Raw genomic sequence first — 11991 nt, forward strand, 5'->3', positions numbered from 1 at the left:
GGTCAGGCATCGCTCCTCGCTGCGGCATCATGAGCGCCGCGACGGCGCAGACGGCGGAGGAGCGGTTCCTCTGCGAAGCCGGCTCAAGAGCAGGTATGGCAGGCCACCCGTGGCGGCTCTCGGCACGCACGCCACGAAGTACGGTCTCGCCCACGAGGTTCCATTCCACGTCCTCGCCGACCAGCCCCGCCCAGGTCTCACCGTCCGCCTCGGCCATGGCGATGACGAGATCGCGGAGCACCTTCTTGCGAGGAGCGTTGCCGCAGTCGGGGGTGGCTCGCACGGCCACCATCGGCCGACTCCCTGGCACCCGACGCCACCAGACGGCAGCTGCGCCACGCGACTCCACACCTGGCTCCGCCGAGGTGTGGACATCCGGCATTCGGCCCCCTGACCGACGGTCGGAACAGCCCCGCTCCCCGTACGCCGGCTCCAGGCCCCCGGATCCCCGGATCCCCGGCACACAGTGCACCCAAGCCCGAAGTGCGGGGCAATGTCGAGGTGTTGTTCCGGCAAACCCGTAGTCAGGGCCACTCGCCCCATTGGGCCGCAGCGGTAATTTCGGGCTGTCACCGTGCTCTTGGGGGAACCGTATGCGTCGCCACTGCCTCGCCGCCGTCGCCGCTCTTGCCGTAACCGCCTTCAGCACCGCATGCTCCGGCGGCGCCCCGTCGGCTTCGGACGCGAAACATTCAGCGGCCCCGTCGGGCCCGACCACCACCAGAGCTCCGGCCGCAGGCGCCGCAGCCCTGCCGTACGGTCCGGGTCCGCAGACCAAGTACACCGTCCAGACACAACCGGCGGCCGGGACATGCCATTTCGGCACTGAGAACGGTCAGCCCCTCCCCGACGCGAAGTGCACACCGGGTGCCCTGAACCCGAAAGTCACCCCGTCGACCTTGCGGGCCACTATTTGCAAGACGGGATACACCTCGACGATTCGTCCCCCCGAGTCGGTCACCGGGCCGGAGAAGTCCGCGAACGCCAAGTCCTACGGTTACACCGGCAGCCCGCACGACGCCGAATACGACCACCTGGTCTCTCTGGAACTGGGCGGGGACCCGGACGATCCACGCAACCTGTGGGTCGAGCCACCCTCACCGAGCCACAAGCCGGGGGCCGGCCCCAACAACCCCAAGGACGCCGTGGAGTCCAAGCTCCACACCGCGGTCTGCTCGGGAAAGGCACAGCTTGCCGCTGCTCAGAAGGCGATCGCCACCGACTGGCCCCAAGCCCTCGCCAAACTCGGCCTCGATTGATCCGCTGAGGTCGTGTCCCGGGGGCGAGCGGCTTGCCGACGCCTTGCGGGAGGAAGAGGCGCGCGCCGCATACTGCGACAGGATCACAGCCGCCCTCGCGGCCGGGGAAGCGTAGGCATCTGTGTGCCCACACCCGCACGGGGTCGGCAGCCGGAGCTTCCGGCCCCGTGCGTGCCGGTCTAGGACGTGGGCACCGGCGCCACTCGATCGTCAGCCTCGGCGGCCGGGCCCCGCTTCAGGAGGGCCCCAACAGCGTAGGCGCCCGGCCCGAGACAGGCGATCAGCAGGAAGGCCCAGCAGAACTGGACGGCCGGCTCTCCCCCGTTGTCGATCGGGAGCAGTGCGTTTGCCTGGTGGACGCTGAAATAGGCGTAGGCCATGGAACCGGAGCAGATGACGGCAGCGGTACGGGTGAACAGGCCCAGGGCCACCAGGAGTCCGCCCGCCAACTCGATGAGAGCCGCCCACCATCCGGGCCACTGGAGCAGGGACGGTGTACCGCCACCATGGGCGCCGCCGAAGACGCCGAACAAGGAGGCGGCGCCATGACAGGCGAACAGGAATCCTGTCACCAGGCGGAATGCGGCCTGCACCACCGGGCCCGCAGTGGATAACTGCTCCGGGCGTGAGAAGTTCATTGGGGGTTACTCCTCGATTCGGGAAGCCCGGCGACGGACCGCGACTTCCATCATGTGCATGACACGTCATGATGAGCGCGATCCACTCATCCGCACCATCCGCTCAGACCTCTGAATTCCCTCTGAATCCGAGAGCGCGAGCGCGACTCCCTTCGACTGCGGCAGACGTGCCAACTGCTCGCTGCGCCGTTCATCGGTGACCGCGCAGCGTATGCCGGCCGGCCACTTCAAGCCCGAGCACTTTGCCCGGGGCGCTCCCACGGCACCTGCACATGACGACCGGCGCCGCACCGGGTGGTTGTCCGGGCCAACCGTCCGGGCGTGAACGGCGTTCTCGCCACCCGTGTGTCACCCGGGCAGGGCGAGCCGGAAGATGGTGTGTCCGGGGCGACTCGTGACGGTGGCGGTCCCGCCGTGGGCGGTGACCACGGCGTGGACGATGGCGAGGCCGAGTCCGGTGCTTCCCGTGCTGCGGGAGCGGGCGTGGTCGGCGCGGACGAAGCGGCCGAAGACCTCGGGCTGGATTTCTTCAGGGATGCCGGGGCCGTTGTCGGCGACGTCCACCTGGACACCGCTCTCGCCGGTGGCGAGGGTGATGGTCACGTCGGTGCCGGGCGGGGTGTGGGTGCGGGCGTTGGCGAGGAGGTTGCCGATGGCCTGCTGGAGGCGGTGGGCGTCGCCGGTGACGGTGACCGGTTCTTCGGGAAGGTCGAGGAGCCAGCGGTGGCCGGGGCCCGCGGCGCGCGCGTCATCGGTCGCGTTCAGGATCAGCAGGGTCAGGTCGACGGGCTCGTGTTCGAGGGGGCGCCCGGCATCCAGGCGGGCGAGGAGCAGCAGGTCGTCGACGAGCCGGGACATCCGCTGCGATTCGCCGCCGATGCGCTCCAGGGCATGGCGGACCTCGGCGGGGACGGCTCCGCGATGGCGCAGGGCGAGTTCGGCATGGCCTCGGATGTTGGCGACGGGGGTGCGCAGTTCGTGGCTGGCGTCGGCGGCGAAGTGACGGAGCCTCTCCTCGCTCGCGTGGCGCCGGGTCAGCGCGTCCTCGACATGGCCCAGCATGTGGTTGAGGGCGGTGCCGAGCTGCCCGACCTCGGTGCGGGGATCGGTGTCGGGGAGCGGTCCCGGCATGGCGATCTCGCCACTGGCGAGCGGCAGTTGGGCCACTTCCGCCGCCCGTGCGGTGACCTTCTGGAGGGGGCGCAAGGAGATGCGTACCCACAGGGCGCCCGCGATGCCGGTGGCCAGGAGAGCCGCGCCGAAGAGTACGGCCTCGACGGCTTCGAGGCGGTGCACCGTCTCCTCCACCGGGTGCAGGGGCAGGCCGGTGATCATGACGTCCTGGTCGTCGCCGTTGACGGCCGTGACCCGGTACTTGCCCAGAGTGGAGAGGCGGATGCTGTGCCCGTTTCCGTCCACGGGCACCCTCGCCAGCGCGCCGCGGTCCCCGGGCGTGAGCCGGACCGTGCGGTCGGTGGCGTCGTGGACCACGGCTGCCTGGGTGGTGGTGCCGTGCAACAGGCGGGCACCGAAGGTCGATTCGGCCTGGCCCCGGGTGTCGGGGCGATTGTCGGTGTCGGGCCTGGCTTCGTGTTCGAGACTGGCGGCGAACCGGCCGCCGGAGGCGGCGAGCTGCTCGTCGAGGCGCCCCACCAGGAAGCCGCGCAGGGCGAGGGCCGTCATGATGCCGACGGCGAGGCAGGCCAGGGCGAGCAGGACGACGAGTCCGGCGGTGAGCTGGCCGCGCAGGGTGCGGGGCAGGGGGCGCTTCACGGCGAGTCCGGCTTGAGGACGTAGCCGACCCCGCGCACCGTGTGGATCATCGGGGTGCGGCCGGCGTCGATCTTCTTGCGCAGATAGCTGATGTACAGCTCGACGACATGGGCGCGGCCGCCGAAGTCGTACGCCCAGACCCGGTCGAGGATCTGGGCCTTGGACAGCACCCGGCGGGGGTTGCGCATCAGGAACCGCAGGAGTTCGAACTCGGTACGGGACAGATCGACCGCGACCCCGCCACGCCGGACCTCTCTGGCCTCCTCGTCCATCGTGAGGTCCCCGACGGTGATCCTGTCGGCACCCGGCTCCGCGGTCATCCCGGCCCGCCGCAGCAGCCCCCGCAGCCGGGCCAGGACCTCCTCCAGGCTGTAGGGCTTGGTGACGTAGTCGTCGCCGCCCGCGGTGATCCCGGCGATGCGGTCCTCCACCGCGTCGCGGGCGGTCAGGAACAGCACGCACACCTGCGGTGCTTCGCGCCGCAGTGCGCGCAGGATCTGCAGGCCGTCGAGGTCGGGCAGCATCCAGTCCAGTACCACCGCGTCGGGCCGGAAGTCACGAGCGGTCGCGAGAGCGGTCGTGCCGTCGGCGGCGGTGCGGACCTGCCAGCCCTCACCCGCCATGACTCCGGACAGGACGTCCGTGATGTCCGGTTCGTCGTCGACGACGAGGATCCGCACGGGCTCGCCGTCCGGGCGGTGCAGATGCGGAGTGGTGTGTGGTTCGTCCATGGTTCCTTCAGCATCTCCCGGCGCACCCCGGGGCGGGACGGGCCGACTCTCTGAGTTTCCTCTGAATCGGCGCCGAGCGGGCCGATGAGGGCTGTTTCAGAGGTTGCTCAGAGGTTGGGCTGTGAGGCTGGCCGTCCATCGCCGGAGCGCGTCCCATCCGGAGGAGCCCATGACCGCCACTTTCACGCCCACCACGGCCGCGAGCCGCGGACTGCGCCATCGGCGCCCGCGCCGCAGTGCCGTCCCGTACCTGGTGCCACTGGTGATCTGGGCCGGCGCCGCGGGGGTGCTGGCCCTGTGGTGGAGTGACACGTCATCGGTCGTCGGCCCCTCGGGCTGGCTCACCGGCGCCGGCCGCATCACGGGGCTGCTGGCCGGCTATGCCTGCGCGGTCCTCCTGGCCCTGATGGCCCGTGTCCCACTCTTGGACCACACCGTCGGCACCGACCGGCTCGCCCGCTGGCACGCGCTGGGAGGCCGCTGCACCGTCACCCTCGCCCTCGCCCACACCCTGCTGATCATCTGGGGCTATTCGCTGACCTCCCACACGAACGTGGTGAGTCAGACCTCCACCCTCGTCCTGGACTACCCCGACCTCCTCAAGGGCACGATCGGCTTCCTCCTGTTCCTGCTGACCGGAGTCCTCTCGGCCCGCGCGGCGCGCCGCAGGATGAGTTACGAAACCTGGCACTACCTCCACTTCGCGACCTACCTGGCGGTCTTCCTCACCTTCGGCCACCAGCTGTCCAACGGCGCCGACTTCGTGGGGAACCGAACCGCCCAGGTGGCCTGGTACGCGTTGTTCCTCGGCGTCGCCGCCCTCATCGCCTGGTACCGGTTCGCCGTCCCCGTCCGCCGTGGACTACGCCACCGACTGCGGGTGGCCGCGATCCACCCCGAGGCACCGGGCATCGTCTCCGTCCACCTCACCGGCCGCCGCCTCGACGAACTCGGAGGTGCTCCGGGGCAGTTCCTGCGCTGGCGCTTCCTGGCCCGCGGGCTGTGGTGGACGGCGAACCCCTACTCCCTCTCGGCGCCCGCACACCCCGCCCACCTGCGCATCACCGTCAAGACGGCGGGCGGCCACAGCGCGGCGCTCGCCCATCTGAGGCCCGGCACCCGGGTGTGGGCCGAGGGCCCCTACGGCGCGTTCACCGCGGACCGCCGCACCGCTCCCCAGGTGCTGCTCCTGGCCGGCGGCGTCGGCATCACCCCGCTGCGTACGCTCTTCGAGACCCTGCCCGGCCAGGTGACACTCGTCTACCGCGCCCGCCGCCCGGACGATCTCGCTCTGCGCGGTGAACTCGATGCCATAGCCGCGCGCCGCCGGGCCACCGTCCACTACGTCGTCGACGAACCGGCCGCGTACTCCTCCCCCCTCACTGCCCGGGGCCTGGGCGCACTGGTCCCGGACCTGGCCGCGCACGAGGTCTACCTGTGCGGGCCGCCCGGCATGACGCGGGCCGCGATCGGGGCCCTGCGCGAAGCCGGTGTCCCCGCCCGGCGCATCCACCACGAGTCGTTCGCTCTCTGAGGAGTACCGTCATGCGCCGAGCCGTCCTCGCCACCACCGGGATCAGCGCCCTGGTCATCACCCTGCTCGCCCTCAAACCCCACCAGACCCCCGCTCTCGCCGGGGTGGCCCCCAGACCCACGACGGCCGTCCACACCCCCGCGGGCACCTCCACCGGAACGGGCACGTTCACCGGAGACCCCATCGACACCCAGTACGGGACCGTGCAGGTCGCCGCCACCCTCGCCGGCGGAAAGATCACTGCCGTCAAGGTCCTCCAGGCCCCGGACCAGAACGGCCGCGACCAGCGGATCGCCTCGTACGCACTGCCGCGTCTCACCCAGGAGGCCCTCGGTGCCCAGAGCGCCCGGATCGACGCCGTCTCCGGTGCCAGCTACACCAGCCAGGGCTACATCCAGTCCCTCCAGAGCGCCCTGGACCAGGCCCATGCCTGACACCACGACCGGACTGCGCCACATCGAGCACGTGATGGGCACCGTCTTCTCCTTCGACATCCGCGACGAGCCCACCCCCGCGATCCGTCACGCACTCGCCGCGGCCGTGCGACAACTCCACCGCGTGGATGCCGTGTTCTCCACCTACCGGCCCGACAGCCACATCAGCCGACTCGACCGCGGCGAGATCCATCTGGCCGACTGCCCGCCCGAAGTCCGCGAAGTCATGTCGCTCTGCGCCCAGGCCGCGCACGTCAGTGAGGGATGGTTCAGCGTCGTCCCGGCCGGCAGCCTCGACCCCTCCGGCCTCGTCAAGGGCTGGGCCGCCGAGGCCGCGTCCCACGTCCTGTACGAAGCGGGCGCGCAGCGCACCTGTGTCAACGGCGGAGGTGACCTCCAGCTCCGCGGCCGCCCAACTCCCGGCTCTGCGTGGCGCGTTGGCATCGCGCATCCGCTGCGCCCGGGCGAACTCCTCACCGTCGTCAGCGCCCCCCACGACCTGGCCGTCGCCACCTCCGGGACGGGTGAACGCGGCAACCACATCTTCAACCCCCACACCGGCGCGCCCGCTGACTCCTTCGCCTCCCTCACTCTCATCGGCCCCCGTCTGACCCTGACCGACACCTACGCCACCGCGGCCTTTGCCCGGGGCGAGGGTGCCCGGGAGTGGCTGGAGACACTGGACGGCTACGAGGCCCTCGCCGTCCTGCCCGACGGCCGGGAGTGGCGCACCCGGGGGTTCGGCCGCCATGAGGCATGACGCACGAGGCGGATCGCTCGGCGCGGGTGACCCACGGTCAACGGGCGCTTCCCGCGCGGGCAACGGCCCCCTCACATGAACCCCCACCTCTCCGACCAGGCACGCCCACCACGAAGGGGTCCCTGTGGGACTGGACCTGATCAACGGCATCCCCGCGCACGTCCTGCTCGTGCACGTCGTCGTGGTCCTGGTACCGCTCACCGCCCTCGCCTCGCCCTGGTCCTGTGCGCCGCCCTCCCCTCCGTCCAGCGACACTCCGGTCGCACCCTGCCGGCCCTCGCGCCGGTGTAGCTGATCAGCGTGCCGGATCCACCCTCGGGCCGTATGCGCCAGACCGGGGTCAGAGGGGGATTTGTTCGCCCATGCTGATGGAGCGGCTGATGGGGAGCCCGAAGTAGGCGACCGGATGGGCGGAGTTGCGGGAGATGGTGAGGAACAGCTTCTTGCGCCAGGACGCCATGTTCCGCTGGGTGGACTGCACGAGCGTGATCCGCGAGAGGAAGTAGGTGACTTCCTTCAGGTCCTGGGCAGTCAGGAGCCCGCTTTTGACGGCCAGTTGGAGGGCGGCGGGCACATTGGGCTCGTCCTGGAATCCGAAGCTGGCGTTCAGGCTGCTGATGCCGTCGTCGTCGAAGCCCAGGTCGCCGCTGGTGAGACGGTCGTCGGCGGGCACGTGGGGGACGTTGCGGACCTGGATGTGCATGATGATCACCCGCTCCTGGAGGACGTGGTTGTGTTCGACGTTGGCCCGCAGCGCCAGAGGGGTGGTGTCGGGATTGGCGTTGAGGAAGACGGCTGTGCCGGGTACCCGGTGGACCGGCGGGTCCAGGGTGCGCAGGTGCTCCACGAACGCCAGGAGCGGGCCCTCTTCGCGGGTGCGGTTGCGGGTCACGATGATGCGGCCGCGTCGCCAGGTGAGCAGAACGGTGAAGACGGCGCCCGCTACCAGCAGTGGCAGCCATCCGCCGTGCGTGATCTTGGTGAGGTTGGCGAGGAAGAACGAGACCTCGACGGTCAGGAAGACGGCTCCGCCCAGGGCCACCAGCCATCGGGGTTTGTCCCACAGGCTCCGGGCCACCGCCAGGAAGAGGACGGTGTTCAGGACGAAGGTGCCGGTGACCGCCAACCCGTAGGCGGACGCCAGCCCGGCCGACGACTCGAAACCCAACACCAGGACCACCACCGCGGCGTACAGGGCCCAGTTGATCGCCGGGGAGTACACCTGCCCGACTTCCCGCTCCGAGGTGTGCCGGATCGTCATGCGCGGCAGAAAGCCGAGTTGGACGGCCTGACGGGTCACGCTGAACGCACCGGAGATCACCGACTGCGAGGCGATGATGGTGGCCACCGTGGCGAGGAGCACCATCGGGATCCGCGCCCAGCCGGGGACGATCAGGAAGAAGGGGTTCTCCGCGGCCGAGGGGGTACGCAGGATCACCGCTCCCTGGCCGAGGTAGTTGAGGGTCAGAGCCGGAAAGACCACCAGGAACCAGGCCCGGGTGATCGGCGGGCGGCCGAAGTGGCCCATGTCCGCGTACAGCGCCTCCGCGCCGGTGACCGCCAGCACTACCGCCCCCAGGGCGATGAACGCGATCGCCCCGTGTTCAGCGATGAACGTGACGGCGTAGGTGGGCGAAAGGGCCCTCAGTATGGCGGGGTTCTTGCAGATCCCGTTGATCCCGGCGGCCGCCAGGACCGTGAACCACAGGGCCATCACCGGACCGAAGAGCTTGCCGACCAGGCCCGTGCCGTACCGCTGGATGACGAACAGGGCGGTCAGCACCGTCAGGGTGATCGGTACGACGAGGTGGCTGAGAGCCGGGGTGGCGACCTTGACGCCCTCGACAGCGGACAGCACCGAGATGGCGGGGGTGATGATGCCGTCGCCGTAGAACAGCGACGCCCCGAAGATGCCCAGCGCGATCAGAACGGCTTTGCCCCGCCGGGTCTTGAACGAATGGTTCTGCAGCATCGCGGTGAGGGCCATGATGCCGCCCTCGCCGTCGTTGTCGGCGCGCAGGATGAACGACACGTACTTGACCGAGACGATGACGGTGATCGCCCAGAACACGAGCGAGATCACCCCGTACACCTCGACCGGGTTGGTCTGCACTCGGTGGTTGTCAGCGGTGAACACGGTCTGGACCGAGTACAGCGGGCTCGTGCCGATGTCACCGAAGACCACCCCGAGCGCGCCCAGCACCAACGCGGCCGTCCCGGTGCGGTGCCGACCGGGCCGGCTGCCGTCGTAACGCCCTGGCCCCTGGAGCAGTTCAGCCGCCGCGCCCGGGGAAGAAGGAGGCGCGGGTACGTCAGGTTTGTCCGTCAACACCGAATCCAATCAACGGGAGCAGCTAGCCGATCCTAGAGGGCGCCACCCCCGGTGACCCCGGGCAAGCGGTCAAGACCCTCGGCGACTGCACCGGTGCTCCCGGCTGGAGGGGTTGCGTCGCCCCCGGCCAGCCCCCGGTTCGCCGGCGGGGACCCTCCCCTTCGTGGCACCCCGATCGCTGCGGCGTCCGGAATGAGTCGCTCCCGGCTTGGGTGAGGACTTCCGTGCGCGCGTTCTCGATCGACTTCGCGGCTACCCGAGCCCCATCAGAAGAAGCGGTAGTTGGTGCTGCGGATGAAGGCGCGACTGGGGCGCCGAGGCCCGGGCCCCGGGCCCGGTGTCTGACGCGGGCCGGGTCCGCCTGGCCCGTACCGAATCAGGCGTGGCGCGGACGCGGTCCGTGGGCAGCGCCACGCACCGGGTCGTCGCTCTCTTCGCACAGACGGGCAAGTCGGCCCAGCATCGCGCGGTGTCTGATCTGTTGCGCCGCGTCCAGGAGTCCGTTGTGCAGGGCGCCTCCCGCACCGCGCAGGGGGTGCTCGTCGAGAATGACGAGCGTGTCCTTGCCCCAGGGCCGCAGCTCCATGGCGATCCTCGCGGTCCCCAGTGGCCCGCTGTACGCCTCCAGCTCAAGGATGCCGGACGGCTCGACGCGGCGCACGACGGTCCGGTTGTGCAGCGTGAACGGCCCGATCTTCATTGTGTAACGGAGAGCCGCTCCGAGCTCGGGCCAGGTTCCCTCGTCCAGTTCGGCCCGGTCGGGGCCGACGACCCATTGCCCGTAGCGTTCGGCGTCGGCCAGGACCGCCCAGACGTCTTCTGGCGGCTTCTTGATCAAACGGTGCCGTACAGCCATGCGTTCCTCCGGCGTTCGAAGCGCCCCCCTCCGCGAGTTCCCACGCTAGTCCTGATCACGCATCTCGCCATGGGGCGGCAGCTGTCTCAGCGCCCGGGCCGACCGTGCCGATGCGCGGCCGGAGCCGGAGCCGGAGCCCAGGAGACTGGTGGGCGCGGGGCCGCCGCACGGGTGTGAGGCCCGGGGTGGTCGACCGGTGGTTTCCGGGGCGGGCAGAAGCGGCGGGGTGACATCACGAACGGATGCTCCGCAGACTCAGCGCGCAGAGAGCCGCCCAGGAGACGGCGGCTCCCGCGGCTTTCAGCCGGGCTTGCCGATGGGACAGCTGGGTACCGAAGATCACGGCGTCGGACGCGTCCGCGGCGACGCGGCACCAGGTGGCGAAACGCCGTGCGTCGTCGTCGGTCGCGGCCACCATGGCAAGACCGATGACCAGGTCGCGGGATCCTAAGGCCCGGATCAGCAGGCCCGTGTCGCCTGGCACGCGGCCACTGGGCTCCAGCGGGAGAGCGCAGGGTTTCGCAAGCCATTCGGGCCTGGCCATGACGGCTGCGCCGTAGAGCGCTGTCGCGGCACCGAGCAGGCGGTTGATGTCCGTTGTCTTCATGGCGTCGTGGCCTTTCTCCTCTGAGGGTGTTCGCGTTCCCTCGGGTGGGCGCTTCATCCCGTTGCACAGGGGCCGTTGACCCGAATCCGGTCAGGGGCGAGCGGTGTGGTCGGGATGGCCTCGGGTGCGGCGGGCCTCTTTCATCTCGGCCTCGTACAGGTGTTTCCTCCCCTCCACGAGTTCCTGGCGTACTTGGTGCTCAACCTCGGTGAACGGCGTGTAGTAGGTGGCGTTGTACGCCTCGATGACCTGGAAGGTCCAGCAGCCGGGGATGACGTTGCGCCCCACGATCTCCCGCTCGACCAGATCGGCCTGATCCCCGTGTCCCGCCGCCCGCAGCTGCTCGACCGCACGGCCCAGCGTCAGATCCGCACCGCCGGTCAGCTGGTGGAAGGCGTACAGATGGCCGCGAGCCTGTTCCACGGTCTCCAGCGCCTCCGACAGGGTGCCCAGGGCCTCGACCGTGGCGTCACTCACCCCGTGGGGGCGGACGTGCCCGTCCGCCTGGCCGGCTCCGCGCTCGCTGGTAGGGCTCATGACGTGATCCTTCGGTGTCCGCTCGACGCGCGACGGTCGGCCAGGATGGCCAGAGGCTTCGCTCCTCAGTCGCCCGTACATCTCAGCTTTGCTTCGCATCTCAGCTTTGCGTGCCGACGAGCCTTTCGCGACCGACGCGATACCCGGACCGTGTGCGGCACCGGTGGAGGTTCAGCGCGGCGGGACGTGCCAGCGGATGCGCGATCGCGCGGCCTGCGCGAGCCTGATGTCATGACTGACCCACTCGTCCCTCCCGGAAGGACGTCCACGGGAAAGACACCTCCCGGGGAGACTCCTCCCGCGGAAGGGTCAATCGCCGAGGCCCACGAGGAACGTCCGGACGGCGGCCTCTGGGAGCACCCCCGGTTCTGGCTCTGGCTGATCGCTGCCGGAGCCGTGCTGATCGCAGCCTTCTTCATCGCGCGCCTCGTCTCCCTGTAGCGCACCGCACGCGCCGACCAGGCCCCTGCCGGATCGATGGCCGTGCTGCGCCGCCCGTCCGCGCCCGCCCCGAGTCGGCCCGTTGCCGA

13 protein-coding genes are annotated in these 11991 nt (G+C 70.2%); 6 read left to right on the forward strand and 7 right to left on the reverse strand.

The window, feature by feature from the left end; genetic code table 11:
- The first annotated feature begins 593 nt into the window (after window positions 1–593).
- On the forward strand, window positions 594–1259 hold the full coding sequence (locus ACFYNP_RS16650) for a hypothetical protein (protein ID WP_388786077.1): 666 nt from the start codon (window positions 594–596) through the stop codon (window positions 1257–1259).
- A 179-nt stretch (window positions 1260–1438) separates the two neighbouring features.
- On the opposite strand, the gene ACFYNP_RS16655 is transcribed toward ACFYNP_RS16650, so the two are convergent.
- From ACFYNP_RS16655 to ACFYNP_RS16665, 3 genes are all read right to left on the reverse strand, one after another.
- The gene (locus ACFYNP_RS16655) at window positions 1439–1897 is read right to left on the reverse strand and encodes a DoxX family protein (protein WP_388786078.1); all 459 of its coding nucleotides are present in this window, start codon (window positions 1895–1897) and stop codon (window positions 1439–1441) included.
- A gap of 348 nt (window positions 1898–2245) precedes the next feature.
- A complete protein-coding gene (locus ACFYNP_RS16660; RefSeq protein ID WP_388786080.1) occupies window positions 2246–3670 on the reverse strand; it encodes an ATP-binding protein in 1425 nt (474 codons plus the stop codon).
- A complete protein-coding gene (locus ACFYNP_RS16665; RefSeq protein ID WP_388409664.1) occupies window positions 3667–4401 on the reverse strand; it encodes a response regulator transcription factor in 735 nt (244 codons plus the stop codon). The genes ACFYNP_RS16660 and ACFYNP_RS16665 overlap by 4 nt, the downstream gene beginning before the upstream one ends.
- A 169-nt stretch (window positions 4402–4570) precedes the next feature.
- On the opposite strand from ACFYNP_RS16665, the gene ACFYNP_RS16670 reads away from it, so the two are divergent.
- The 4 genes from ACFYNP_RS16670 to ACFYNP_RS16685 all read left to right on the forward strand — a co-directional run bounded on the left by ACFYNP_RS16670 (window position 4571) and on the right by ACFYNP_RS16685 (window position 7424).
- Entirely contained in the window at window positions 4571–5935 is a 1365-nt protein-coding gene (locus ACFYNP_RS16670) for a ferric reductase-like transmembrane domain-containing protein (RefSeq protein WP_388786082.1), read from the forward strand.
- Between the two features lie 11 nt (window positions 5936–5946).
- Complete coding sequence (locus ACFYNP_RS16675) at window positions 5947–6369, forward strand: FMN-binding protein (protein ID WP_388409669.1); 423 nt, start codon at window positions 5947–5949, stop codon at window positions 6367–6369.
- The gene (locus ACFYNP_RS16680; RefSeq protein WP_388786084.1) at window positions 6362–7129 is read left to right on the forward strand and encodes an FAD:protein FMN transferase; all 768 of its coding nucleotides are present in this window, start codon (window positions 6362–6364) and stop codon (window positions 7127–7129) included. Before ACFYNP_RS16675 ends, ACFYNP_RS16680 begins: the two co-directional genes overlap by 8 nt.
- Before the next feature lie 124 nt (window positions 7130–7253).
- On the forward strand, window positions 7254–7424 hold the full coding sequence (locus ACFYNP_RS16685; RefSeq protein ID WP_388786086.1) for a hypothetical protein: 171 nt from the start codon (window positions 7254–7256) through the stop codon (window positions 7422–7424).
- A 45-nt stretch (window positions 7425–7469) separates the two neighbouring features.
- Here ACFYNP_RS16685 and ACFYNP_RS16690 read toward each other — a convergent pair whose 3' ends face one another.
- From ACFYNP_RS16690 to ACFYNP_RS16705, 4 genes are all read right to left on the reverse strand, one after another.
- Window positions 7470–9458: a potassium transporter Kup gene (locus ACFYNP_RS16690; protein ID WP_388786088.1), complete on the reverse strand. Its 1989-nt coding sequence runs from the start codon at window positions 9456–9458 to the stop codon at window positions 7470–7472.
- Between the two features lie 379 nt (window positions 9459–9837).
- Window positions 9838–10317, reverse strand: coding sequence for an SRPBCC family protein (locus ACFYNP_RS16695; RefSeq protein WP_388409676.1), 480 nt, complete (start codon window positions 10315–10317; stop codon window positions 9838–9840).
- A gap of 232 nt (window positions 10318–10549) precedes the next feature.
- On the reverse strand, window positions 10550–10924 hold the full coding sequence (locus ACFYNP_RS16700) for a hypothetical protein (protein ID WP_388786089.1): 375 nt from the start codon (window positions 10922–10924) through the stop codon (window positions 10550–10552).
- Window positions 10925–11014: 90 nt separating this feature from the next.
- Entirely contained in the window at window positions 11015–11461 is a 447-nt protein-coding gene (locus tag ACFYNP_RS16705) for a hypothetical protein (protein ID WP_388786091.1), read from the reverse strand.
- 231 nt (window positions 11462–11692) lie between these two features.
- Between ACFYNP_RS16705 and ACFYNP_RS16710 the strand changes: the two genes are divergently transcribed.
- Complete coding sequence (locus tag ACFYNP_RS16710) at window positions 11693–11902, forward strand: DUF6480 family protein (protein WP_388409685.1); 210 nt, start codon at window positions 11693–11695, stop codon at window positions 11900–11902.
- Window positions 11903–11991: the final 89 nt, after the last annotated feature.

Source organism: Streptomyces sp. NPDC006691 (assembly GCF_042869955.1).
In the GTDB taxonomy this organism is placed as follows: domain Bacteria; phylum Actinomycetota; class Actinomycetes; order Streptomycetales; family Streptomycetaceae; genus Streptomyces.